Raw genomic sequence first — 24,306 nt, 5'->3', positions numbered from 1 at the left:
CAAGATCACCGAGCGTGCGCCTCCGCACTACAGGGCGTACGATCCCAAGTCCGCGCCCCCGAAATGCACCCTGATGCCCTCTTGCCCGGTGGGGCCATGCCACCATCTTCCGGGCGGTGAACTGGTGATACGAGACCAAGAAGAGACGGACGAGCAGCAGGGCGCGCAGCCTCCCGAGGAGGCCCGCGCTCCCAAAGAGCTGCCCCGCCACGACCGCGACACCGGTGATCCGCACGGTGCGGGCCCCGGCACGTCGCCGTCCGCCGGCCCCTACGACTGCGCGAGCGGCGCGGCCGGCGAGGGCTGCGAGGCGCACATCGACCAGGTCTCCGGTGACGAGCCGTTGCTGCCCGCCCGGGTGCACCGGCCCGTCGACCTGGTCCGGCTCTTCCTCGGCATCGTCGGCATCGCGCTCGTGCTCGCCCTCGCCGCCTTCGCCCACGGCACCACCGCCGGGCTGGAGAAGGACATCGGCGACAGCACGGGCCGGGCGCCGCAGCTGCTGGCGAATTTCGCGGGGCTCGCCGCCAACGTCGTCATCTTCATCGTCCCGGTGGTCTTCGCCATCGAACGGCTCATCAAACGGGACGGGCTGCGCATCGCCGACGGCGTCCTCGCGGCGGTGCTCGCGCACGGCGTCTCCCTGGCGACCGACCTGTGGGTCGCCGAGACCGCCCCGGAGACCATTCGCGACGCCCTGACCCGGGCCGCCCCCACCGGCGGCCTCACCGATCCCGTGCACGGCTATCTGGCCCCCGTGATCGCCTATATGACGGCCGTCGGGATGTCCCGCCGGCCGCGCTGGCGGGTCGCGATGTGGGCGGTGCTGCTGCTGGACGCCTTCGCGGTGCTGGTCAACGGCTACACCACGCCGTTCTCGATCGTCACCACGGTGCTGATCGGCTGGACCGTCGCCTACGGCACGCTCTACGCCGTCGGCTCCCCGAACGTCCGCCCCACCGGGCAGAACCTTCTCGCGGGGCTGCGCCGCGTCGGCTTCAAGCCGGTCACCGCGCTGCGGGCCGAGGAGCCGGCGGAGGCCGATCCGGACCGCCATCACGACCGGGGGCGCCGTTACATCGTCACCCTGGAGGACGGTCCGCCCCTCGACGTCACGGTCGTCGACCGCGAGCAGCAGGCGCAGGGCTTCTTCTACCGCCTGTGGCGCCGGCTCGCGCTGCGCGGCATCAACCAGCGGCGCAGCCTCCAGTCCCTGCGGCAGGCCCTCGAACAGGAGGCGCTGCTCGCCTACGCGGCCATCGCCGCGGGCGCCAACGCCCCCAAGCTCATCGCCACCTCCGAACTCGGCCCGGACGCCGTGATGCTCGTCTACGAGCACGTCGGCGGCCGCACCCTCGACGCCATCGGGACCGAGGAGATCACCGACGAGCTGATGGCCGGGGCCTGGCGGCAGGTCCGGGCGCTGCAGTCGCGGCGCATCGCGCACCGCCGTCTGGACGGTGACGCCCTGCTGGTGGATCGTTCCGGCAACGTGGTGCTGACGGACCTGCGCGGCGGCGAGATCGCGGCCGGTGACCTGGTGCTGCGGATGGACGTGGCCCAGCTGCTCGTCACGCTCGGGCTGCGGGTCGGTGCCGAGCGGGCGGTGGCGGCGGCCGTGTCCGTCCTCGGGCCCGACGCGGTCGCGGACAGCCTGCCGCTGCTCCAGCCGCTGGCCCTGACCCGGGTCAGCCGCGGCACCTTGCGGCAGCTGGCGCGCGAGCGCGCCCAGCGGGAGCGCGAGAAGGTGCTGGAGGCGGCGCGGGCCGCGAAGGAGAACGCGGCCGAGGAGAACGCCGCGAACGGGGCCGAGGCCGAGCCCCACGAGACGGAGAGTTCGGGCCGCAAGGCGCTCAAGGCGGAGCGGCAGGCGGAGAAGAAGGCGATCGACGAGGCGCTGGAGGAGGCCCGCGAGGAGGACCTGCTCGCGCAGATCCGCCGGCAGGTGCTGCTGATCCGGCCCCAGGCGCCGATAGAGCCCGTGCGGCTGGAGCGGATCAAGCCCCGGACGCTGGTCACCTTCGTGGCGGGCGCGTTCGCCGCGTACTTCCTCCTCTCCCAGCTGACCCACATCAAGTTCGGCGACCTCGTCGACAAGGCCAACTGGGCGTGGGTGGCGGTGGCGGTGGGCTTCCAGGCCCTCACCTACGTCGCCGCCGCGCTGAGCCTGCTGGGCTTCGTACCGGAGAAGGTGACGTTCAGACGGACGGTCCTCGCGCAGGTCGCGGGCTCGTTCGTGAAGCTCGTCGCCCCGGCGGCGGTGGGCGGCGTGGCCCTGAACACCCGCTTCCTGCAACGCTCGGGGGTCCGGCCGGGCCTGGCCGTGGCAAGTGTCGGGGCCTCCCAGCTCTTCGGTCTCGCCTGCCACGTCATGCTGCTGCTGTCCTTCGGCTATGTGACCGGCACCGAGCGCAGCTCCTCGATCGGCCCCTCCCGGACGGTGATCGGCGGGTTGCTGACGGCGGCGGTGCTGGTGCTCGTCGTGGCCGCGATCCCGGTGCTGCGGAAGTTCGTGGCGACGCGGGTGCGGTCGCTGTTCGCGGGTGTCGTACCGCGCATGCTGGACGTGCTCCAGCGGCCGCAGAAGCTCGCCTCCGGCATCGGCGGGATGCTGCTGCTGACGGCGGCGAACGTGATGTGCCTGGACGCCTCGATCCGCGCCTTCGGCGGTGAGCTGAGCTACGCGAGCATCGCGGTGGTCTTCCTCACGGCCAACGCCCTGGGCTCGGCGGCACCGACGCCCGGCGGCGTCGGCGCGGTGGAGTTCGCCCTCACCGGCGCGCTGACCTTCGCGGGCCTCCCGGCGGAACAGGCCGCCCCCGCGGTGCTGCTGTTCCGCCTGATGACGCTATGGCTGCCGGTGCTGCCGGGGTGGGTGTCGTTCTCGCACCTGACCCGCAAGGGAGCGATTTAGCAGGCTGCTGCCCCTGCCACGGGGGGGTGCCGGCCCGTGGGCGGGCACCCCCCCTGCCGGGGGCGCGCCGGGCTGCCGCCCGCAGGGCACGGAACCGGCCCACGCCGCCGTCCGGCAACTCACTCAGCCCGCGCCCACCCGCTGCCCGGGCGTGCCCCGCCGTCCGGGGCTACGTCTACGCCGGGGCACAGTGTCGGGCTGGGCCCGCTGGGCTCGGTACGCCGGGCCACGGCCAAGGCTCTGACCGGCCCTGCCGGGCGTTACGGCGCGGGCAGCTGCCCGCAGGGCGCGGCGGGGTGGGCCGCGCCGCGCCGCCCTCCGGGGGGGCACCGAGCCCTTCAAGCCCGCTCGGTGATTGAGGGCAGCGCGGTGCCGAGCCAGAAAAATCAGCCCGCCCGGCGTTTGAGGGCACCGGTATGGGCCACACGCAAGGCCCCGCAGTTGCGAGGCCAACCGCGAAACCCCCCTTGCATCTGCAGGCCGCATGGCCATACCGTGCCGCGCATGCGGTCTTACACCATCGGGCGGGCAGCCCGGCTGCTCGGCGTCAGTTCCGATACCGTCCGCCGCTGGGCGGACGCCGGGCGGATCCCCACCCGGAGGGACGACGCGGGCAAGCGGATCATCGACGGGCCCGACCTCGCGGCGTTCTCCGTCGTGCTCGCCGCCGAGGCGACCGGCACGGACGGGGACGAGGGGACGTACACCACCGCCCGTAACGCCTTCCCCGGCATCATCACCGCCGTCAAGCTCGGCGATGTCGCCGCGCAGGTCGAGGTGCAGGCGGGGCCGCACCGGCTCGTGTCCCTCCTGACGCGCGAGGCCGTGGAGGAGCTGGGGCTCGCCGTCGGCATGGAGGCCGTGGCCCGGGTGAAGGCCACCAACGTGCACATCGACCGCGTCTGACCGCCCGGCCCACCTGGAGAGACCCGATGCACCGCACCTTCGTACGCCGCGCCGCCCCGCCCGTGCTGGCCGCCGCGCTGCTCGTCCCGCTGGTCACCGCCTGCGGTGGCGACGACAAGAAGGACGCCGGGAAGGACGCGAAGACGACGACGCTGACCGTACTCGCCGCCGCCTCCCTCACCGACGTGTTCGAAAAGGCCGGGGCCGCCTACGAGAAGGGGCACCCGGACACGAAGGTGCGGTTCTCCTTCGCCGGTTCCCAAGAGCTGGCGGCACAGGTGCGCCAGGGCGTGCCCGCCGACGCGCTCGTCACCGCCGACACCAAGACCATGGACGGCCTCGCGGCCGACACCGGCACCCCCGCAGTCATCGCGCGGAACCGGCTCACCATCGCCACCGCCAAGGGCAACCCGAAGAACGTCAAGGGGCTCGCGGACCTCGCCAGGAGCGACCTGAAGGTCGTCCTGGCGGCGCCCGAGGTGCCCGTCGGGCGTTACAGCCGGAAGGTGCTCGACCAGCAGCACGTCACGGTGAAACCGGTCTCCCAGGAGCCGAGCGTCCGGGCCGTGCTCGGCAAGGTCACGCTCGGCGAGGCCGACGCGGGGATCGTGTACCTCACCGACGCCACCTCGGCCAAGGACAAGGTCGCCACCGTCACCATCCCCGACGCGCACAACGCGATCGCCTCGTACCCCGCCGCGCCCCTCAAGGCCTCCAGGAACGCCGGGAAGGCCGGCGACTTCGTGACGTGGCTGCGCTCGGACGAGGCGCAGAAGCTGCTGCGCACGGCGGGGTTCCAGCGGCCGTGACCCGAACCCGTGCGCGCCGGGGGCGCACACCCTTGGCGCTCGCGCTGCCCGCCGCGCTGGCGGTGGCCTTCCTGCTGCTGCCGCTGGCGGGCATCCTCGCCCGTACGCCCTGGGGGACCCTCCCGTCCCGCCTCGGCTCGCACGAGGTCACCGAGGCGCTCGGGCTCTCGCTGCTCGTCTCCGGCTGGGCCCTGCTGCTCGCCCTGGTGCTCGGTGTGCCGCTCGCGTGGCTGCTGGCCCGGGTCGACTTCCCCGGCAAGGCCGCGGTGCGGTGCCTGGTGATGCTGCCGATGGTGCTGCCGCCGACGGTCGCCGGGGTCGCGCTGCTCCAGGGGTTCGGCCGGCGGGGCATCCTCGGACCGTGGCTGGAGTCGTGGTGCGGCGTGACCCTGCCGTTCTCCACGGCGGGGGCCGTGCTGGCGTCCGCGTTCGTGTCGATGCCGTTCCTCGTCATCAGCCTGGAAGGGGCGCTCGCGGGGCTCCACCCGCGCTACGAGGAGACGGCGGCATCGCTCGGCGCCGCCCCCTTGCGGGTGTTCCGCACGATCACCCTGCCCATGGTCGGGCCCGGGCTGATCGCGAGCGCCGCCCTGTGCTGGGCCCGCGCCCTCGGCGAGTTCGGGGCGACGATCACCTTCGCGGGCAATCTGCCGGGGACGACGCAGACCCTGCCGCTCCAGGTCTATCTGCTCCTGCAGGAGGACCCCGAGGGGGCGACGGCCGTCTCGCTGCTCCTGCTCGCCATCGCCACGACGGTCCTGCTGGCCCTGCGCGGCCGCTGGCTGACCGCCGGGCGGGACGTGCCGGGGCCGACGGCCGGACCGCCCGAGCCCCCGGCGCCCGAGCAGTCTGGGGCGGCGGCGGCGGTCCCGGCGGGCCCGCCCGCCGAACCGCTCCCCCTGCGCGCCACCGTGACCGGCGCGACCGAGGCGGACCTCGACGCGCCCGCCGGCACCACCATCGCCGTCGTCGGCCCCAACGGCGCGGGCAAGTCCACGCTGCTGCGGGCCCTCCTCGGTCTCACCCCCCGCGCCACGGCGGGCGTCCTGGCCCTCGGTGACACGGACGTGTCCGGCGTCCCCGCGCACCGGCGCCGCATCGCCTGGGTCCCCCAGGACGGTGCCCTCTTCCCACACCTGACCGCGCTCGCCAACACCGCGTACGGTCCGCGCGCCCAGGGCGTGCCCAAGGACGAGGCACGCCGCGAAGCCCAGCGCTGGCTCGACCGGCTGGGCGTCGGGCAGCTCGCCCACCGCAAGCCCGGCCGGATCAGCGGCGGCCAGGCACAGCGCGTGGCCCTGGCGCGCGCCCTTGCCGCGCGCCCCCGGCTGCTGCTGCTCGACGAGCCGCTGGCCGCGCTCGACCAGTCGACGCGGGCCCATGTCCGGCACACCCTGCGCACCCACCTCGCCGACTTCCCCGGCGTCTGTCTGCTCGTCACCCACGACCCCGTGGAGGCCGTGTCGCTCGCCGACCGGATCCTGGTGCTGGAGGACGGCCGTACGGTCCAGTACGCGTCACCGGCCGAGCTGACCCGGCACCCCCGCTCCCCCTGGGTGGCCCGCATGCTCGGCCGCAACGCCTGGCCGGGCACGCCCACGGACGAGCGGACGCTGCTGCTGGACGGCGGCGCGAGCCTGGTCCTCGCGGACCCGGTGCCCGCGAAGGCCACCGCCGGGCTGGCGGTCGTGGGCCCCGAGGCGGTGTCCCTGCACACCACCCGGCCCACCGGCAGCCCCCGTAACGTCTGGCACGGCAAGGTCCGGGAAATCACCGCACAGGGCGGCCGACTACGCGTCCTGGTGGACGGCGAGCCGGAAGTGGTAGCCGAGATCACCCCATCCGCCGCCACCGACCTGTCCCTGGCCGAAGGCGTGCCGGTATGGGTGAGCGTCAAGGCCACCGAGATCACGTTCGTCGCCTTGTAGAGGCGGTTTTGGGCCGCGAGCCTGTGCCCTCTATGGCCGGACGGGCTTGAACGGGCTGGTGTCGGCCGAGCCCAGCCACATCAAGCCCGTCCGGCGTTTGAGGACGCGCCCGCAGGGCGCCCGCCGCCGCAGGCGGCACAACCGGCTGGCAGCCGAGCATCCGCCGGCCAGGCGAAAGGCGGCAACGACGGCCCGCAGGCCAAAGAACCGCCGGCCAGGCAAGAGGCACAACCGGCCGTCACCCAAACACCCGCCGGCCACGCCTAACCCGTACGCCCCGCACGCCGCGCGCCCCCCGCACCACCGGCCGGAGGATGGGAGCGCCGTGTTCCGCCGAGCCCCGGGAGTGCCACCGTGTCCAGATCGCTACGGGCCGGCGCCCTGCTCTGCGCGGTGCTGCTGACGGGCGCGGTCACCGGTTGCGACGGCGACGGCGCCGACCGCGCGGAAGCCGCGTCCTCCGCCTCGGCCGGGCAGCGGCCGGACTGGAAGACCTGCCCCGCGCCCAGCACCAGCCAGGGCACCGGCAAGGCACCCGGCGGCGACTGGGAGTGCGCGACGCTGCGCGCCCCCCTGGACTACGGCCGCCCCGACGGCGGCAGCGTCGGCATCGCCATGATCCGCGCCCGGGCCACCGACCCGGCCCGCCGCATCGGCTCGCTCGTCTTCAACTTCGGCGGCCCCGGCGGCTCCGGCGTCGCCTCCCTCCCGGCCTTCGCCGACGACTACAAGGCGCTGCGCACCCGGTACGACCTGGTCAGCTTCGACCCGCGCGGCGTCGGCCGCAGCGACGGGGTGACCTGCCTGGGCGACAAGGACCTCGACGTCTATTACGCGGCCGACGGCACCCCCGACGGCAAGGACGAGGAAAAGGCCCTGGTGGAGCGCGTCAGCCGCTACGCCTCCGGCTGCGAGAAGGACTCCGGGAAGATCCTCCCCCATGTGGGGACGGAGAACGCGGCCCGCGACATGGACCTGATGCGTCAGGTGCTCGGGGACGACAAGCTGCACTACTTCGGCGTCTCGTACGGGACCGAACTGGGCGGCGTATACGCGCACTTGTTCCCGAAGAACGTCGGCCGGGCCGTCCTCGACGCCGTCGTGGACCCGTCCGACGACCCCGTACAGGGCGCCCTCGGCCAGGCGAAGGGCTTTCAGCTGGCCCTCGGCAATTACCTGGACGCCTGTGCGCGAACATCCGACAACTGCCCCACCGAGAAGCAGATCACCGATCTGCTCAAGCGTCTGGACGGCGATCCGGTACCCGCCGGCGGCACCCGCGAGCTGACCGAGTCCCTCGCCACCGGCGGCATCGCGCAGGCCCTGTACTCCAAGGACTTCTGGGACTACCTCACGGAAGGCATCGAGGACGCCGAGAACGGGGACGGCAAACTCCTCCTCGCGCTCGGCGACGCCATGAACGGCCGGAGCGAGGACGGCCACTACAGCTCGCTGCAGTCCTCGCTCGCCGCCATCAACTGCGCCGACTTCGCGCAGCGTTACACGGCCGCCGAGATCGAGGAGAAGGTGCCGGAATTCCACCGGGCGTCCCCCGTCTTCGGGGACTTCATGGCGTGGAGCCTCACCCAGTGCACCGGCTGGCCCGTCAAGGGGGCCTGGCGGAACCCGGACGTCGGCGCCGCCGGCTCCGCCCCCGTCCTCGTCGTCGGCAACACCGGTGACCCGGCCACACCGTACGAGGGGGCGCGCGAGATGGCGCGCGAACTGGGCCCGGGCGTCGGCGTGGAGATGACCTTCCGCGGCCAGGGGCACGGCGCCTACGACAGCGGCAACGCGTGCGTCACGCGGGTGGTCGACGCGTACCTGCTGGACGGCACCGTGCCGAAGTCGGGCATCGTCTGCTCATAGCACACATAGCACATCACACCGGCGGTTCGGACACACCGGATCGAATGTCAGTGGCCCGCACTACGATTCCCCGCACTGAAGTTCCGCACTGGGCAGGCGAGTCGACGAGCGGGGTGACGAGGTGTCGTACAGCACGTCACGGGCCGGGCGCACCGGGGGCACCGCACGGCTGCTCACCGGGGCTCTGGCCATCGCGGCCCTGGTCGCCGCCCTGGTGGCCCTGTGGCAGACGCAGTTCAGACCGCTCACCTCCCCCGGGTACTGCTGGGGCACCTGGCCCGGGGACGCACGGGAGGGCGGGCCCTTCCCGCGCGGCGCCCGCCACCGTACCGCCGCCGAGCGCGCCCCCACGCGCGAACGGCCCAGCGGTCACTGCGCCTTGAGCTGGCAGGTCGACCGGGGCCCGGAGGCCTACCGCCAGCGAATCTCCGTCCGGTTCGACACCGGTCCGCGCGGCGCCGACCAGCGGCGGAGCTGGCTGGAGGAGCTGCTCGCGGGCGGCGGCACGGCGCTGCCGGGCGGGCTTCCCGGGTTCGTCACGGCCGGGTCGGGCGCGCTGGTCCTGCCCGAGAGCTGCGATGTGGGCGGCCGCCCCTCCGTCGTGTCCCTGACCGGCACCTTCGCCGATTCCACCGCCCCCGGCGGCCACCCCGGCCTCGCGCGGGGACCGGCACCGGAGATAACCGGAAAACTGCTGATAGAAATAGCCAATCGAGCGATAAGCGTCAGCGGTTGTGCTTCCGGGCCACCCCTGCGGACGCCCCCCGCCACCGGAGGCGACGGCCGGGACGGCACGGGCGAGGAGCGGGGCGACGGCTGCGCCATACCCGGGCTCACGGCTGGCGCGACCGAGGGCGCCGAGCACTCCGTCCAGAAGGGTTCCGGGCGTCCCGGGCATCCGGCCAAGAGCGTCCGGCGCCCCTCCGAGGCGGTGGGCACGCCGCCCGGCACCCTGTGGACCTGCGCCGTGCCCGCCGCCGACGGCCGGCCGGCGATCCGGTTCGCGGCGATCGGCATACCCCGGCTCGTCGCCCTCTTCGACGGCCTCACGGGCGACCGGCCGCCCGCGCCCGGCTGGCGGGCCCACGGCCGTATCGAGGAGAGGAGGGCCCTCGTGCGCGCCGACTGCGCCGGCCGCCCCACGGTCTTCGCCCTGCGGACCGGACCGGGCCGCACCCACACCCGGCTCGACGACGCGCGCGTCGCCTTCCCGGCCTTCGTCGACGCGGCGGCCCGCGAGGCGGGCTGCGCGCGCCTGCGCACCTGACCCGGCTCGCCACCGGCGCCGCACTCCCCCCGGCCAGGGGTTTCCCGGCGGCCCCGCCACCTCCCCGGCGTCCGGTCCGTAGAGTTTGCGCCATGAGTCCCATACGGCTACGGGCCACCGCCCTCGCCTCCGCCGCCCTCGCGATCGTCCTCGCCGCCACCGGGTGCGAGAACGGCAGGCCCATCGACGGCAAGAACGGCTCGGAGGACCGTGCCTCCGGCAGCGGCTCCCCGCGCTGGAAGAAGTGCTCCGCCCCCACCGCCGCGCAGGGCGGCGACGGCAAGGCGCCCGGCCGGGCATGGGAGTGCGCGACACTGCCCGTACCGCTGGACTACGCCGACCCGGACGGCGAGAAGATCGACCTCGCGCTGATCCGCGTCAAGGCCCGGGACACCTCGCGCCGTATCGGCTCACTCGTCTTCAACTTCGGCGGCCCCGGCGGCTCCGGCGTGGCCACACTGCCGGGTTTCGCCGACAGCTACGACAAACTGCGCGACCGCTACGACCTGGTGAGCTTCGACCCGCGCGGCGTCGGCGAGAGCGCGGGCGTGCGGTGCCAGAGCGACGCGGAGCTGGACGCGGCCGCGCAGCTCGACGCCACACCGGACGACGACGCCGAACTCCGCACCGCCCTGGCCACCAACAAGGCGTACGTGGACGCCTGCCGGCGCAATTCGGCCAAGCTGCTCCCCCATGTGACCACGACGAACACCGCCCGCGACCTGGACCGGCTGCGGGCCGCCCTCGGTGACGACAAGCTCCACTATTTCGGCATCTCCTACGGCACGGAACTGGGCGGCGTCTACGCCCACTTGTTCCCGAAGAAGGTCGGCCGCGCCGTCCTCGACGCCGTCGTCGACCCGACCCAGGACGTCCTGCGGGGCAACCTCGGCCAGACCAAGGGCTTTCAGCTCGCCCTCGGCAACTACCTGAAGGACTGCGCCTCCCAGGGCGCGCCGGGCTGCCCGACGCAGGACCGGATCACCGACCTGCTGAAGAAGCTCGACGAGAAGCCGCTGCCCACCTCTCAGGGCGGCCGCAGGCTCACCCAGGACGAGGCGGTGAACGGCATCGCGGCCGCCCTGTACTCCAAGGACACCTGGAAGTACCTGACGGCCGGGCTCCAGGAGGCCATGGGCAAGGGCACCGGTGACACCCTGCTGCTGCTCTTCGACTCCCTCGCCGGCCGCAACCCGGACGGCCGCTACAGCAACCTCCAGGCCGCCAACAGGGCCATCTCCTGTGCCGACGCCGACCAGCGCTACAGCGTGGACGACGTGAAGGCGCACCTGAACGAGTTCCGTGCGGCGTCGCCGGTCTTCGGGGAGTCGGCGGCCTGGTCCCTGCTCGGCTGCACGGACTGGCCGGTCAAGGGGCAGTGGAAAGCACCGGACGTACGCGCGGAGGGCGCCGCCCCGATCGTCGTGATCGGCAACACGGGTGACCCGGCCACGCCGTACGAGGGCGCCCGGAAGATGGCACGGCAGCTCGGCGAGCGGGTCGGCATCGAGGTGACGTACCGGGGCGAGGGCCACGGCGCGTACAACAGCGGCAACGCCTGCATGACACGCACGGTCGACGACTACCTGCTCAACGGCAAGGTCCCGGCCGCCGGTACGAGTTGCGCATAGTCCCGGCGGCGGCGAGCGCCCTGCGGGCGCGTCCTCAAACGCCGGACGGGCTGGATACGGCTGAGGTCAGCCACATCCAGCCCGTCCGGCGTTTGAGGACACCGGCTAATAGACCGGCTTCTCGGGCTCGATCTGGTGGACCCAGCCGATCACGCCGCCGCCCACGTGCACCGCGTCGGCGAAGCCCGCCGCCTTGAGGACCGCGAGGACCTCCGCGGAGCGGACGCCCGTCTTGCAGTGCAGGACGATCTTCTTGTCCTGCGGGAGGTCCTGGAGGGCGGTGCCCATCAGGAACTCGTTCTTGGGGATCAGACGCGCGCCGGGGATGGAGACGATCTCGTACTCGTTCGGCTCGCGGACGTCGATGATGTCGATGTCGTCACCCTCGTCGATCCACTCCTTGAGCTGCTTGGGAGTGATCGTGGACCCGGCGGCGGCCTCCTGGGCCTCCTCCGAGACGACACCGCAGAACGCCTCGTAGTCGATGAGTTCGGTGACCGTCGGGTTCTCCCCGCAGACCGCACAGTCGGGGTCCTTGCGGATCTTGACCTGGCGGTAGCTCATCTCCAGGGCGTCGTAGATCATCAGACGGCCGACCAGCGGCTCGCCGATGCCCGCGAGCAGCTTGATGGCCTCGTTGACCTGGATGGAGCCGATCGAGGCGCAGAGCACACCGAGCACCCCGCCCTCGGCGCAGGAGGGCACCATGCCCGGCGGCGGGGGCTCCGGGTAGAGGCAGCGGTAGCAGGGGCCGTGCTCGCTCCAGAACACCGAGGCCTGGCCGTCGAAGCGGTAGATCGAGCCCCACACGTACGGCTTGTTCAGCAGCACGCACGCGTCGTTGACGAGATAGCGGGTGGCGAAGTTGTCCGTGCCGTCCACGATCAGGTCGTACTGGGAGAAGATCTCCTTGACGTTCTCCGCCTCCAGGCGCTCCTGGTGGAGGACGACGTTCACATACGGGTTGATGCCGAGCACCGAGTCGCGGGCGGACTCCGCCTTGGATCGGCCGATGTCCGCCTGGCTGTGGATGATCTGGCGCTGCAGGTTCGACTCGTCGACCTCGTCGAACTCCACGATGCCCAGCGTGCCGACACCGGCGGCGGCGAGGTACATGAGGGCGGGCGAACCGAGACCGCCGGCCCCCACACAGAGCACCTTGGCGTTCTTGAGGCGCTTCTGCCCGTCCATCCCGACGTCCGGGATGATCAGGTGGCGGGAGTACCGACGGACCTCTTCGACGGTGAGCTCGGCAGCCGGCTCGACCAGGGGTGGCAGCGACACGGGGTCTCCAGGGTCATCCCCGCGAGTACGGGGGAACATGCAGGCGACGTACGTACTTCCCCTGTAACCCTGCCACGCCCCGTCTCATTCCGAGAGACCCGGTCCGATGCGCGAGACGATTTCGTCCCAGTAGCCGGGCATGGACTCCCAGGGGTCCGCTTCGTCGCGATCCGTCCGGTCCGTGAAGTAGACGGTCCCCGCGCCCTGCCAGCGGGCGATGCGCAGGGCCTCGTCCAGATGGGGGCGCGGCACACCGTGCACGAGGTGGCAGAAGCGCTCCGGCGGGTGGTCGGCGGTCCACTCGGCGACCTGCGACCAGCGGTAGCGAGACCAGGGCCCGGCGAAGGTGACGAGCTGGTCGGCGAGGGCGGCGTAGCCGGAACACGGGTGCGTGCCGTGGACCAGTACGACGTACGCACGCTCGCGCAGGGTGCGCAGCGTAGTGACCGCCCGCCGGATGCCGGGGAGGGCGGATGCCTCGGTCGGACAGCGGTCCAAGGAGAAGCCGTCGACCTTGTACCAGTTCAGGAAGCGCTGTGCCTCCGACACCAGTTCACCGAACGGGCGGGAGCCGAACCGCACGTCCAGGTGACCGAGGACGCGGACGCCCGCCTCGCGCAGCCGGGCGGCGGCGGTCAGACAGTACGGGTCGGGGCGGCTGCCCGGGCCGCTCGCGACATTGAGCACGGTCCAGTCCAAGGACACTTCGGCACGGGCCAGTTCGCCCCATTCGAGCGGGGCGACCAGAGGGTGGGCGAAGCCGGGGACACCGAAGCGGAGCGGCGATTCCCCCGGCGGCGCGGACCGGCGGCGCCCCGAGGAGATCAAATGCGACACGCCGCCTCCATCCAGATATCGGCGAGCGACTCCTCCAGGCCGATCCGGGGCCGCCAGCCCAGCCGGTCGCGGGCGGTGCGCACATCGGCCTGCTGCCAGGTGCCGCAGCCGTCCGGGTAGGGGTACGCGGGCGGGCTGCCCAGGTGCGGGTCGTCCAGCTCGTGCAGGGCGCCCCCGAAGCCCGCGACCCGGGCGAGGAGCGACGCGGCGTCCCGCAGCCGGACCGCGCGGCCGGTGCCGATGTTGACGGCGCCCTGGGCCGCGGAGAGCGAGGCCGCGTGGACGGCCCGGGCGATGTCGCGCACGTCGACGAAGTCGCGCTGGACGCCGAGGCCGCTGAGCTTGAGTTCGTTGTCGCCGCTCTGCATCGCGCGGCGCATGGACTCGGCGAGCCGGCCCAGCGGCGAGCCGGCCGGTGTGCCGGGCCCCACCGGGGAGAAGACCCGCAGCACGATGGCGTCCAGCCCGGAGCCGAGCACCAGCTCGGTGGCGGCGAGCTTGCTCACCCCGTACGGGCCGCCGGGACGCGGCACGGCGTCCTCGGCCGTGGAGGAGCCGGGCTGCGAGGGCCCGTACTCCGAGGAGCAGCCCACCTGCACCAGGCGGGCTCCGCAGCCGCTGCGGCGCAGCGACTCGCAGACCGTGGCGACGGCGACGGTGTTGTGCCGCGCCAGATCGCGGGCGCCGCCGCGCGTCGCGCCGGCGCAGTTGATCACCACGCCGGGGTGGACGGCGTTCAGGAACCGGGTGAGCGCGCCGGGGCTGCCGGTGGCCAGGTCGAAGCGGACGTCCGCCTCGTCGCCCCGGCCGAGGGCGGTGAGCTGGACGGCGGGGTCGGCGAGCAGCCGGTCGGCCACATAGCGGCCGAGGTAGCCGTTGGCGCCGAGAAGAAGGACCCTCATCGGTCGCGCCCTCGCTCTCGCCCGGCGGTGCTGAGGGGGTGAACGGTCATCTTTCTTGCTCCTCTGACGGGGTGTGCGGCGTGCCGCGGGGGCGGCGGATCGGGGTCACCGGGCGAGGGCTCCTCCCCCTATGCCTCCGGCGCGGGGGCCGAGGGGGAGGCGCCCGGGCGGAGGCGACCCGGCGCGTACGCGAATTCCCCGCGGCCATGGGCGCAGGCGCGGGACAGGGCGGAGAGGGAGTAGGCGAGCAGGGCGAGCGCGGGGACGGCGCACGCCACGAGGGGGAAGACGGCGGGCCCGTACGCCCCGGCCGCCCGGGCCACGGGCCACCCCAGGTCCGCGCACCCGGGCAGCCGGGCCGCGAGTAGCACGCCCAGCGGTGCGGCCTCCGCCGCGCAGGCGGCGAGCAGGGCGGTCACGGCCGCCTTGCCGAAGCCGTGGGCCGCCAGCAGCCGGCCGACGAACAGGAGCGTGCCCAGCGCCGCCACGGTGGCGTAGCCGAGCGCGGGCCAGGTGGTGGGCGCCGGGGTGGCGGCGAGCTGCCCGGCGGACTCCAGGGCGGCGGCGAAGGGTCCGCCCAGCCGGGTGCCGGGCGGGACGACCGGGGCCGTGGACACCGCCCGGTGCGCGGCCCACAGGAGCGCGAGGAGCAGGGCGAGGAACGCGCCGACCGCGGCGAGGAGCAGCGGGCGTACCCGGGCCCCGAATTCCGCGAGTCCCCGGCTGGTCGCGAGTGCGCGGCAGGCCCGGATGCCGAACCAGTAGCCGCACCAGGCCGCCGGGGCGAGGGCGCAGGCCAGCGCGACGGCGGTCGGCACGGCGCCCGCGGCCACGGTGGGCAGGGCGGGCAGACCGGTGCCCCGGTGGTCGCCGTGCAGTGCGACGAGCAGGCGGTCGCCGACGAGGGCGTAGGCGACGAGCCAGAGGCAGCAGAGCCAGCCCGTGAGGCCCCAGCCGTAGGGGCTGCGGTCGTATGCCCTCCGGTCGGACGCGCCGGGGCCGCGGGCGTCCGGTCCGTCGGCCGCCGGGGTGGCGGGCTCGATCGGCAGCGGCCCGTCCGCGCGCTCCACGCGTGCGTGGATCTCTTCCGCCAGGGAGAACACGTCGCGGTGCCGGCACTCGGCCGCCACCCGGTCGGTGACGCCGCGCGCCTCCAGGGCGGCGGCGAGTTCCGAGGGATCCGCGGCGCGGGCACACAGCAGGTGGTGGCGTCGGATGAGCGCCTTGACCGGATCGGCGGGGCCGGCGTGGGCTGGGGGTATGCCGGCGGCGGTCGGGGAGCTGTCGTCGGTGAGGGAGGTCGTCATGGGCGGCCCGCCCAGGTCGGTGCGGTGGAACGGCTCCAGGGCAGCGGCGGGTGGGCGTCGGCCGCGTGGGCGAACGGCACGGACGGGTCCGGGGTTTCCTGCCGCACCGGGGCGCGGGAGAGGACTTCGAGGTAGATCCCGTGGAACGCGGCCACGTTCCGCTCGACGGTGAAGAGTTCGAGTGCCCGTGCCCGGGCGGCGGCACCGAGCCGGGCCCGCCGCTCGGGGTCGCGCAGCAGCGCCAGGCAGGCTTCGGCGAGGGCCGGGGCGTCGCCCGGCGGCACGACCGGCCCGGTCCCGCCGATGACGTCCCGCACCGCCGCGATGTCGGGCGAGACCGTGGCCCTGCCGCAGAGCATCGCCTCCACCAGGGGAGCCGGGAAGCCGTCCACGGTTCCGGCGAGGATCACGACGCTGGCCGAGGCGTAGACGTCCGGGTCGCCCGCCTCCTCGTAGGAGGCGGTCTCCTCGAACGTGACGGCCGGGCCCAGGGCCGCGCCGGGCCCGGAATCCGGTGGGGGTTCGGGGTCCGGGGGGCCGACGACGCGGAGGCGGACGTCGGGCTCGGCCTCGCGCAGTTCGGCGAGCGCCTGCCACAGGGCGGGTTCGGGGCGGCCTCCCACCCACACCAGGGTCCGGCCGTCGTCGGTGCGGGCCGCACCGGCCTCGCCCACGCCCTCGCCCACCGCCTCGTAGCGGCCCGGGTCGATGCCGGGGTGGACCGTGCGCAGCCGTTCGGGGTCGGCGCCGCAGTGTTCCTGCCAGCGCCGGTCCCGGGCGTCGCCGGGGGTGACGAGTGCCGCCGCGTCGTAGATCTCGGCGGCCAGCCGCCGGTGGAAGGCGGAGAGCAGGGTGCGCGCGGCGCGGGACAGCCCGGCGCCGGCCGTCTCGGCGGCGGGCCCCGCACCGCCTTCCAGCAGGTAATACGCGCGCAGTCGCGACCCGTATTCGGTGACGAGGAGAGGCGTCCCGAAGAAGCGTTTGGCCAGCAGGCCCGGCAGCGCGGCGGCGCCGCCGGAGGTCGCGTGGCACAGGTCGACGCCGGCCAGCCCCCGGTCGGCACCGCCGCCGCCGACGCCTGAGGCGCCGTACCAGTCCAGGGACAGCGGGCGCAGCACCCGTTCCAGCAGCCCCGAGACGAGGAGGAGGTCGGCGACGCGGGCGCCGTAGGCGGCGGGGTGCGCGCCCGGCGCCCGGCAGGCCTTCTCCAGTGTGCGCAGGGCCTGTTCGGAGCGGAGCGCGCCCCCCAGGCCGCCGGCGTCGCGGGCCAGCTCGGCGAGACCGTACAGTCCGTCGGCGAAACGGTACGCCAGTTCCGGTGACGCGCAGGGGCCCGGCGAGCTGATCGCCGCGACCAGTTCGCCGAAGTGCCCGTCGAACGCGCGCCGTTCGCGCCTGCCGTACGCGCCGTACGCACGCCCCCCGGCCCGGGCGGCCGGTTCGCCCCACAGCGGGGCCGTCCGCACCCGCCGCACGTGGTCGGGGAGCGCGTACCGGCCGCCCTGTTCCTGGCGGGCGTCGCGGCTCAGCGCGTAGATCTCGAAGTCGTGCCCGCCGAGTCCGCGGACCAGCCGCTCGCACCACCGGCCGCTCCCGCCCGCGGTGTACGGGTACCCACCCTCGGTCAGCAGTCCCACGCGCACGAGCGCACCCCCGTCTCTCCCTGATGGCCACGTCGGCAACCGCCGAACGGCAGCGGGAGCACGCTATGCGCGGTCCCCGGTGGCGCGATGGACGGTTGTCCGTCGCGCCACCGGAAGGGGTGAACGCACGTGACTTTCCGGGGGATGCGGCGTTATTCCGCGCTAGACGACGGCTTCCGCCGGTTCGAGTACGGGTACGGCCGCCAGCAGGCCCTGGGTGTAGGGGTCCCGGGGCCGCTCGTAGACGGTGTCGGCGGGGCCCTCCTCGACGATCCGCCCGCCGCGCATCACCACCAGCCGGTCGCTGACCTGCCGCACCACGGCGAGGTCGTGCGCGATGAACACGAGCGCCAGCCCCAGGTCGCGCTGCAGTTCGCCGAGCAGCCGTACGACCTGGGCCTGGGTGGTGACGTCCAGGGCGGAGACGGGCTCGTCGCAGACGATCAGCCTGGGCTCGGGCGCGAGCGCCCGGGCGATGCCCACGCGCTGTCGCTGGCCGCCGCTGAACTCGTGCGGATAGCGGTGGTACGCGCCGGGGCCGAGCCCCACCCGCTCCAGCAGTTCCCGCACCCGCGCGACGATCTGTCCGTCGTCCAGCTTCCCGGCGGCCCGCAGCGGGTCGGCGATCGACTCGCCCACGCTGCGCCGGGGGTTGAGCGAGGAGACCGGGTCCTGGAAGACCATTTGCAGCTCGCTGCGGAAGGACCGCAGCTCCCGCTCGCGCAGGGTGCCGATCTCACGGCCCCGGTAGCGCAGCTCTCCGCCGGTGGGTTCCAGCAGCCGCACCAGCATCCGGCCGAGGGTCGTCTTGCCGCTCCCGGACTCGCCGACCACACCGACCGTCTCCCCGGCCCGTACGGTCAGCGACACCCCGTCCACGGCGGTGACGGCCCGCTTGCCGCGCCCGAATTCCCGGCGCAGGCCGGTGGCTTCGAGCAGGACGGGATCGTCGGGGCGGGTGTCCACAGGCGGTGCGGGCAGGGCCGTCCGGCGTACGTTCACCCGGGGCACGGCCGCCAGCAGGTCGCGCGTGTACGTCTCGCGCGGCGCGCCCAGCAGCGCGCGGACGGGGCCGCGCTCGACCGCGCGGCCGTTCTTCATCACCAGCAGGTCGTCGACGCTGCCGGCCGCCACGCCCAGGTCGTGGGTGACCAGGAGCAGGCCCATGCCGGTCTCCGCGCGCAGATCGCGCAGCAGGTCGAGGATCTGGGCCTGGACGGTGACGTCGAGGGCGGTGGTGGGCTCGTCGGCGACGAGGAGGCGGGGCTCGCAGGCGAGCGCCATGGCGATGAGGGCGCGCTGGCGCATGCCGCCGCTGAACTCGTGCGGGCGGGAGCGGGCGCGGCGGGCCGCGTCCGGGATGCCGACCCGGTCGAGCACCTCGGCCGCCCGGGCCCGGGCGTCCCGCCGGGAGGCGCCGGGGCGGTGCAGGCGGTAGACCTCGGCGATCTGGTCGCCGACGGCCTGGTAGGGGTCGAGGGAGGAGAGCGGGTCCTGGAAGACCATGGCCGCCACCCCGCCGCGTACCCGGCGCAGTTCGGCGTCGTCCGCGGCCGTCACGTCGTGGCCGGCGACCCGGACCGAGCCGGTGACCTCGGCGCCCGTACCCCGGTGCAGTCCGAGCAGGGCGTACGCGGCGGTGCTCTTGCCCGAACCGGACTCGCCGACGATGGCGAGCGCCCCGCCGGGGGCGAGTTCGAAGGACAGGCCGTCGACGGCCCGTACGGTGCCGTCCCCGGTGGGGAAGGCGACGGAGAGGTCCGCCACGGACACCAGGGGCTGGAGGTCGGCGGTCATCGCAGGGCCACCCTTCGGTCGGCGACGGCGTAGAGCACGTCCGCCACGATGTTGGCGATCACGACGGCGGCACCGGTGAGCACCACGACGGCCACGACGACCGGCAGGTCGATGGTCTGGGTGGCGCGCACCAGGAGCTGGCCGATGCCGGGCAGGCCGAACATCGTCTCGGTCAGCACCGCGCCGCCGAAGATCGACCCGAAGTCGGCGGCGGTCAGGGCGATGACCGGGGCCAGCGCGCCCCGCAGGGCGTGCCGCGCGACGAGCGAGCGCTCGGGCACACCGTAGGCGCGGAAGGTACGGATGTGGTCCTCGGCCAGCGTCTCCAGCGTGGAGCTGCGGGTCAGGCGCGCGTACTTGGCGGATTCGAACAGGCCGAGCGCCACCCAGGGCAGCAGCATGTTCCAGGCCCACTGCTCGGGGTCCTCGGTCAGCGGCACGTAGGACGGGAAGGGCAGCCATTCCAGGTACGCGCAGAAGACCATCAGCAGCACCAGGCCGCTGATGAAGACCGGGGTGGCGGTGCCGGCGAGGGTGAGCCAGGTGAGGATCCGCTCGGTCGCCCCGCCGCGCCGCAGCGCGGACAGCAGTCCGGTGCCGATGCCCACCACGAGCCAGACGGCCATGGCGCCGACGGCCAGTGAGGCCGTGGCGGGCAGCCGCTCCACGAGCATGTCGGTGACCTGCTGGTTGTTCTGGTACGACAGGCCGAAGCAGGGGGCGTCGCAGTGCAGCACGGCGGCACCGGTGGAGTAGTCGCGGCCGGTGAACACGCCCTGCAGGAAGTGCCAGTACTGGAGCAGGAGGGGGTCGTCCAGCGCGAGTTGCTCGCGGACCTGCCGGATCTGCTCGGGGTTGCAGCGCGGGCCGCAGGCGAGGCGGGCGGGGTCGCCGGGTGCGACGTAGAACGTCACGTAGACGACGGCCGAGAGGACGAGGACGACGGCGACCGCGCCCAGGGCGCGGCGCAGGAAGTAGGTGATCACGCCGTGCCTCCCGGGCGGGCCTTGCGGGACTCGCGCCGCCCTCTGCCGACCCGCAGCCGGGACGCCTCGCGCGGGTCGAGCGCGACGCGCACCCCGTCCGCGAGCACGGTGAAGGCGAGCGTGGTGACGAACAGCAGCAGGGCCGGCAGCAGGACGTACGCGGGGTCCGCGCGGAACCAGGTGGTGGCATTGGAGAGCATCTGCCCCCAGGAGGGCGTCGGCGGTTTCACGCCCACGCCGAGGAAGGACATGCTCGCCTCGATGACGATGTTGCTCGGCAGCAGGACGGCCGCGTAGGTGATGACGGGCGCGGCGAGTGCGGGCAGCAGCTCGCGCCGTGCGACGCGCCAGGTCGAACCGCCCGTGAGCCGGGCGGCCGAGACGTAGTCGAGCTTCTTCAGGCTCAGCGTCTGACCGCGCACGAGCCGCGCCGTGGGGCCCCAGGCGAGCAGGCCGATGGCGAAGACCAGCAGTACCGGCCGCGGGAAGTCCGCGGGCACGACGGCCATCAGCGCGATGGCGAAGACGAGCAGCGGCATCGCGACCATCACATCGGTGAGGTGGCTGAGCGCGCTGTCGACGAACCGGTTGCCGAGCGCCGCGGCCAGGCCGACCACGAGGCCGATGAGCACCTGGACGACGGTGGCGCCGAGGGCGACGAGCAGGGAGACGCGGGCACCGTAGAGGAGCCGTACGAACACGTCGCGGCCGGTGCCCGGTTCGACGCCGAGCCAGTGCTCGGCGCTGATGCCGCCGAAGTCGCCGAGCGGTACTCCGCCGCGCGCGGAGTCGACGAGCGTGTCGTGGTAGGTGTTCGGGTCCTGGCCCTCCAGCGCGGCCAGCAGGGGTGCGCCGAGGGCGAGGAGGACGAGCAGGCCCAGCACGGCGGCGGCCGCGACCGCGGACTTGCGCGCGGTCAGCCGCCGCCAGACCTGCCGGGCGCCGGAGGCGGGGGCGGTCCCCGCCTCCGGTTCCGAGGTGATGAGGAGGTCCGTCATTTGACCGCGACCTGCGAGACATCGAGGACACCGGTCCAGTCGCTGATGACGACGTTCTTGACGCTCTTGCCGTAGAGGCGCTTGTAGACCGGGTGGAACAGCGGCACGGTCAGCACCCGCTCGCCGATCTTGCGGTCGAGGGCGCCCCAGCGCGCGGCGGCTGCGTCATGGTCGGTGATCTTGTTGATCGCGTCGATCTCGTCGTTGACCTCGGGCTCGTCGAGGCGGGAGGCGTTGTAGTTGCCCGCACCCTCCTTGACGATCTGCCGGCCGTCGAAGACCGGCGCGAGGAAGGGGCCGCCGGAGGGCCAGTCGGCACCCCAGTGGGCGAGGAAGAGGGCCGGCTGCTTGTCGAGGCTGTGGGTCTTCTCCTCGTAGTCGTTGGTCTCCAGGCCCTCGAGCTTGACCTTGATCCCGGCCTCCTTGAGCGCGGCCTGGACGGCGGTGGCGATCTCGGGGCTGGTCTCGAAGTCCTGGGCGGTGGAGTGCGTCAGGGTGATCTCCAGGCCGTCCTCGTGACCGGCCTCCTTCAGCAGTTCCCTGGCCTTGGCCGCGTTGCCGGTCTTCCCCGCCGGGAAGTGGTCGTACGGCGTGAAGCCGAAGGACTTCTGGTTCGGCAGGAAGGTCGTCGCCGGCTCGGCCAGCGAGGAGCCGCCCGCCGCGTTCACCACGCTCGTGCGGTTGACCGCGTAGGCGACGGCCTCGCGCACCTTCGGGTCGTCGAAGGGCTTCGCCTTGGGGTTGAAGGCCAGGTAGTTGGTGTACCCGAAGTGGCCGGTGCCGACCCGGGCGGCGAGCTTCTTGTCGCCGCTGACCTGGGCGAGTTCGGCGGGGCCGAGGTTGGTGTCGGTGGTCACGGCGGCGGCGTCCGCGCCCTGGCCGCTGGAGAGGCGCTGGTTGATGACCGCCGGGGAGAGACCGGACTTGACCTCGATCCGGTCGGGGTAGGCGTGCCGCTCCCTGTCGGTCTCCTCCGACCAGTGGGTGTTGCGTTCCAGCACCAGCTGCTCGCCGTCGCCGACGTTCTTCACGACCTTGTACGGGCCGGAGGAGACCGGGTGCTCCGCGTACTTGGCGCCGGTGTCCTTCGCCTTGGGCACGGGTGCGAACTGGGTGGAGGTGGCGAAGTAGGGGAAGTCGCCCTCGGACTTCTTCAGCTTGAAGACGATGGTCTTCGCGTCGGGCGTCTCGATCGAGTCGAGGCCCTTCTTCTCCTTGTACGGGCCCTGGTAGGTGTCGCCGCCGATCAGCCAGTCGCGCAAGTAGGGGGCGCTGCCGGAGAGTTCGGCCGCGAAGGAGCGCTCGACGCCGTACTTGACGTCGGCGGAGGTGATGGGCGAGCCGTCCTCGTACGTCAGCCCGTCCTTGAGCGTGTACGTCCAGGTCTTGGCGTCGTCGCTCGGGGTGCCGATGCCGGTGGCGAGGTCGGGGACGACCTTGGTGCCCTCGGCGCCGTTCTCCCGGTTGCGGGTGGTGAGGGTGCGGAAGACGAGCGAGGGGATGTTGCCGCCGCCGGAGGTGTAGAGGCGGGCGGGGTCGAACTGCTTCTGCGGCTGCCGGTTGAGGACGGTGAGGGTGCCGCCCTTCTTCGCGGAGCCCTGGGCGCCGCCGTCGCCGTCGGCGCCGTCGCCGCCCTCCGGGCCGCACGCCGCCGCGCCTCCGATCAGGACCACACTGACGGCGGCCGCGGCCACGCGGCGGGATATGACGGACATGTGACGCATGACGGGGTATGCCTTTCGCGGAAGCGAGAAAAGAGAGCGGAATGCACCCACGGAAGGCGGTCGGGAAGGGCGCACGGCGCACGGACCGCCCCCGGCGGGCGCGGCCCCGAAGGGCGGCGCGGAAGCACGCGGGGGAAGGGCGGTCTCAGCGACAGAGGATGTCGGCGACTGCGTGCGCGGCCACGCCGATCAGCGCCAGCTCGAAGCCGGCGATCTCGGAGGCGTGGTGGTGCGACATGGCCAGAACATTGAACGAATTTTCGGCCACTGGCAAAGATGTCTCAGGATCAGAGACCAGATGTCTCAGGGAATGGGATGGGCAAGGGGAGCCTCGGTCTTCCCGCCCCCCGGCCCACCTCGACTCTTCTCAGTCCTCTTCGGGGAAGGGCCAGGCATTGGGGCGGCACGTCACGCCGTCCGTGGTCAGGAACTTGGTCTGCTGCATCATCACCGGCGCGAGGGCGCCCTGCTTCGCGCAGAACTCGTGGTCGTGCCCGAGGCGGTGCCCGACCTCGTGGTTGATCAGCATCTGCCGGTAGGCGTACATCCGGTCGCCGTACGTCTGTGCGCCCTGCGCCCACCGATAGGCGTTGATCATCACGCGGTCGGTCGCGGCGGAGTCGCAGGAGACGTTGTCCTCGGTGGTGTCCAGATCCGACTTGGCGCACCACACGTGCGTCGTGCCGGGGCTGGCCAGGGTGACCACGAAGTCGGCCTTCCCGGAGGAGACGCGCTCGAACGTCCGCTTGCCGCCGTGGCCCCAGCTGCGGTCGTCGTTGAGGGTCTTGTGCACGGCCTCGGCGAAGAGCGCCCCGTCGAGCGGCAGCCCCTTTTCCACGTCAACGCGGTAACGCAGGACTTCACCCGTACCGGGGCCCCGGTCGAGGCCGCCGACGGGCTCGAACGTGCCGGACGCCTTGGCCTTCGCGTCCAGCGGGAACTTCTTCGCCATCTTTTGGCCGTAGGAGAGCGGCAGGGCCGCGCCGCCGTTCGGCGTGGGCCGGCTGTCGGAGCGCGAGGCGGCGTCCGAGCGGTGCCGCTCGACATCCGCGGACCGCGCCTGGGCCTTGACGTCCGCGGTGTCCTCGACCTGACCGCCGACGACGACGGCCAGCACCGCCGTGACCACGGCGGCGGCCACGCCGGTCACCGTCCGCGCCGGGCCGCCGGATCTCGCCACGGCGACCCGCCGGTCGCCACCGCCGCCCGTGCCGCGCGGCGTGGGCAGCGGCGTCCGGTCGGGGTCGTCACAGCCGTAGTCCCCGGACGGGACGTACGCCGGGGGAACGTAGGCGGCGGCCGGAGCGGAAGCCTGGCCGGAGGGGCCGTACCCGGAAGTCTCATACACATCTGGATCATGCCCGGAAGATCCATGGCCATAGGCCTCGGAGGCCGAGGAGCCATCCTCGGGCGGAGCATGCCCGCGCCCCGGGCTTTGGGGGGTTTCCCCCCGCTGCGGGCCGATGAATCCCCAGCCGAGGCCCCGCTCCGCCGGGGCGGGATG

18 protein-coding genes are annotated in these 24,306 nt (G+C 73.4%); 7 read left to right on the top strand and 11 right to left on the bottom strand.

The window, feature by feature from the left end; genetic code table 11:
• The first annotated feature begins 124 nt into the window (after positions 1-124).
• From ACZ6MA_RS15280 to ACZ6MA_RS15250, 7 genes are all read left to right on the top strand, one after another.
• Positions 125-2,914 carry a lysylphosphatidylglycerol synthase transmembrane domain-containing protein gene (locus ACZ6MA_RS15280; RefSeq protein WP_469433982.1) on the top strand — a complete coding sequence of 930 codons (2,790 nt, stop codon included), beginning with the start codon at positions 125-127 and terminating at the stop codon, positions 2,912-2,914.
• 504 nt (positions 2,915-3,418) lie between these two features.
• Complete coding sequence (locus ACZ6MA_RS15275; protein ID WP_469433981.1) at positions 3,419-3,820, top strand: TOBE domain-containing protein; 402 nt, start codon at positions 3,419-3,421, stop codon at positions 3,818-3,820.
• 26 nt (positions 3,821-3,846) lie between these two features.
• Positions 3,847-4,629 carry a molybdate ABC transporter substrate-binding protein gene (gene modA, locus ACZ6MA_RS15270; RefSeq protein WP_469433979.1) on the top strand — a complete coding sequence of 261 codons (783 nt, stop codon included), beginning with the start codon at positions 3,847-3,849 and terminating at the stop codon, positions 4,627-4,629.
• Positions 4,626-6,557 carry an ABC transporter permease gene (locus ACZ6MA_RS15265; protein ID WP_469433978.1) on the top strand — a complete coding sequence of 644 codons (1,932 nt, stop codon included), beginning with the start codon at positions 4,626-4,628 and terminating at the stop codon, positions 6,555-6,557. Before modA ends, ACZ6MA_RS15265 begins: the two co-directional genes overlap by 4 nt.
• 354 nt (positions 6,558-6,911) lie before the next feature.
• On the top strand, positions 6,912-8,426 hold the full coding sequence (locus ACZ6MA_RS15260) for an alpha/beta hydrolase (protein ID WP_469433976.1): 1,515 nt from the start codon (positions 6,912-6,914) through the stop codon (positions 8,424-8,426).
• Between the two features lie 121 nt (positions 8,427-8,547).
• The gene (locus ACZ6MA_RS15255) at positions 8,548-9,693 is read left to right on the top strand and encodes a hypothetical protein (protein WP_469433975.1); all 1,146 of its coding nucleotides are present in this window, start codon (positions 8,548-8,550) and stop codon (positions 9,691-9,693) included.
• Between the two features lie 92 nt (positions 9,694-9,785).
• Positions 9,786-11,324, top strand: a complete 1,539-nt coding sequence (locus tag ACZ6MA_RS15250; protein ID WP_469433974.1) for an alpha/beta hydrolase — start codon at positions 9,786-9,788, stop codon at positions 11,322-11,324.
• 105 nt (positions 11,325-11,429) lie between these two features.
• Here the strand turns inward: ACZ6MA_RS15250 and moeZ are convergent, their stop codons facing one another.
• The 11 genes from moeZ to ACZ6MA_RS15195 all read right to left on the bottom strand — a co-directional run bounded on the left by moeZ (position 11,430) and on the right by ACZ6MA_RS15195 (position 24,150).
• Positions 11,430-12,608: an adenylyltransferase/sulfurtransferase MoeZ gene (gene moeZ / locus ACZ6MA_RS15245; RefSeq protein ID WP_469433972.1), complete on the bottom strand. Its 1,179-nt coding sequence runs from the start codon at positions 12,606-12,608 to the stop codon at positions 11,430-11,432.
• Between the two features lie 84 nt (positions 12,609-12,692).
• Positions 12,693-13,445, bottom strand: a complete 753-nt coding sequence (locus ACZ6MA_RS15240; RefSeq protein ID WP_469433970.1) for a spherulation-specific family 4 protein — start codon at positions 13,443-13,445, stop codon at positions 12,693-12,695.
• Entirely contained in the window at positions 13,433-14,347 is a 915-nt protein-coding gene (locus ACZ6MA_RS15235) for an NAD-dependent epimerase/dehydratase family protein (RefSeq protein ID WP_130879769.1), read from the bottom strand. Before ACZ6MA_RS15235 ends, ACZ6MA_RS15240 begins: the two co-directional genes overlap by 13 nt.
• A gap of 128 nt (positions 14,348-14,475) precedes the next feature.
• Positions 14,476-15,654 (bottom strand): hypothetical protein, encoded by a 1,179-nt coding sequence (locus tag ACZ6MA_RS15230; protein ID WP_469433968.1) that lies wholly within the window; start codon positions 15,652-15,654, stop codon positions 14,476-14,478.
• On the bottom strand, positions 15,651-17,291 hold the full coding sequence (locus ACZ6MA_RS15225; RefSeq protein WP_469433967.1) for a DUF3492 domain-containing protein: 1,641 nt from the start codon (positions 17,289-17,291) through the stop codon (positions 15,651-15,653). The genes ACZ6MA_RS15230 and ACZ6MA_RS15225 overlap by 4 nt, the downstream gene beginning before the upstream one ends.
• A gap of 168 nt (positions 17,292-17,459) precedes the next feature.
• Complete coding sequence (locus ACZ6MA_RS15220) at positions 17,460-19,094, bottom strand: ABC transporter ATP-binding protein (RefSeq protein ID WP_469433965.1); 1,635 nt, start codon at positions 19,092-19,094, stop codon at positions 17,460-17,462.
• On the bottom strand, positions 19,091-20,080 hold the full coding sequence (locus tag ACZ6MA_RS15215) for an ABC transporter permease (protein ID WP_469433964.1): 990 nt from the start codon (positions 20,078-20,080) through the stop codon (positions 19,091-19,093). The genes ACZ6MA_RS15220 and ACZ6MA_RS15215 overlap by 4 nt, the downstream gene beginning before the upstream one ends.
• Positions 20,077-21,078, bottom strand: a complete 1,002-nt coding sequence (locus ACZ6MA_RS15210) for an ABC transporter permease (protein WP_469433963.1) — start codon at positions 21,076-21,078, stop codon at positions 20,077-20,079. Before ACZ6MA_RS15210 ends, ACZ6MA_RS15215 begins: the two co-directional genes overlap by 4 nt.
• Positions 21,075-22,802, bottom strand: coding sequence for an ABC transporter substrate-binding protein (locus ACZ6MA_RS15205; protein ID WP_469433961.1), 1,728 nt, complete (start codon positions 22,800-22,802; stop codon positions 21,075-21,077). Before ACZ6MA_RS15205 ends, ACZ6MA_RS15210 begins: the two co-directional genes overlap by 4 nt.
• Before the next feature lie 145 nt (positions 22,803-22,947).
• Positions 22,948-23,040, bottom strand: coding sequence for an Ms4533A family Cys-rich leader peptide (locus tag ACZ6MA_RS15200; RefSeq protein ID WP_311775271.1), 93 nt, complete (start codon positions 23,038-23,040; stop codon positions 22,948-22,950).
• A gap of 129 nt (positions 23,041-23,169) precedes the next feature.
• Complete coding sequence (locus ACZ6MA_RS15195; protein WP_469433959.1) at positions 23,170-24,150, bottom strand: DUF3152 domain-containing protein; 981 nt, start codon at positions 24,148-24,150, stop codon at positions 23,170-23,172.
• Positions 24,151-24,306: the final 156 nt, after the last annotated feature.

The sequence above is a fragment of the Streptomyces sp. NPDC042259 genome (assembly GCF_055582085.1).
Note: the sequence above shows the minus strand (reverse complement) of the source record. Positions and strands in the feature narration are given on the sequence as shown.

What these genes read in the sequence shown, in the direction of transcription:
- ACZ6MA_RS15275 (WP_469433981.1), top strand. Translation starts at nt 3,419, where the DNA reads ATGCGGTCTTACACCATCGGGCGGGCAGCCCGGCTGCTCGGCGTCAGT.
- modA (WP_469433979.1), top strand. Translation starts at nt 3,847, where the DNA reads ATGCACCGCACCTTCGTACGCCGCGCCGCCCCGCCCGTGCTGGCCGCC.
- ACZ6MA_RS15250 (WP_469433974.1), top strand. Translation starts at nt 9,786, where the DNA reads ATGAGTCCCATACGGCTACGGGCCACCGCCCTCGCCTCCGCCGCCCTC.
- ACZ6MA_RS15235 (WP_130879769.1), bottom strand. Translation starts at nt 14,347, where the DNA reads ATGAGGGTCCTTCTTCTCGGCGCCAACGGCTACCTCGGCCGCTATGTG.
- ACZ6MA_RS15230 (WP_469433968.1), bottom strand. Translation starts at nt 15,654, where the DNA reads ATGACGACCTCCCTCACCGACGACAGCTCCCCGACCGCCGCCGGCATA.
- ACZ6MA_RS15220 (WP_469433965.1), bottom strand. Translation starts at nt 19,094, where the DNA reads ATGACCGCCGACCTCCAGCCCCTGGTGTCCGTGGCGGACCTCTCCGTC.
- ACZ6MA_RS15210 (WP_469433963.1), bottom strand. Translation starts at nt 21,078, where the DNA reads ATGACGGACCTCCTCATCACCTCGGAACCGGAGGCGGGGACCGCCCCC.
- ACZ6MA_RS15205 (WP_469433961.1), bottom strand. Translation starts at nt 22,802, where the DNA reads ATGCGTCACATGTCCGTCATATCCCGCCGCGTGGCCGCGGCCGCCGTC.
- ACZ6MA_RS15200 (WP_311775271.1), bottom strand. Translation starts at nt 23,040, where the DNA reads ATGTCGCACCACCACGCCTCCGAGATCGCCGGCTTCGAGCTGGCGCTG.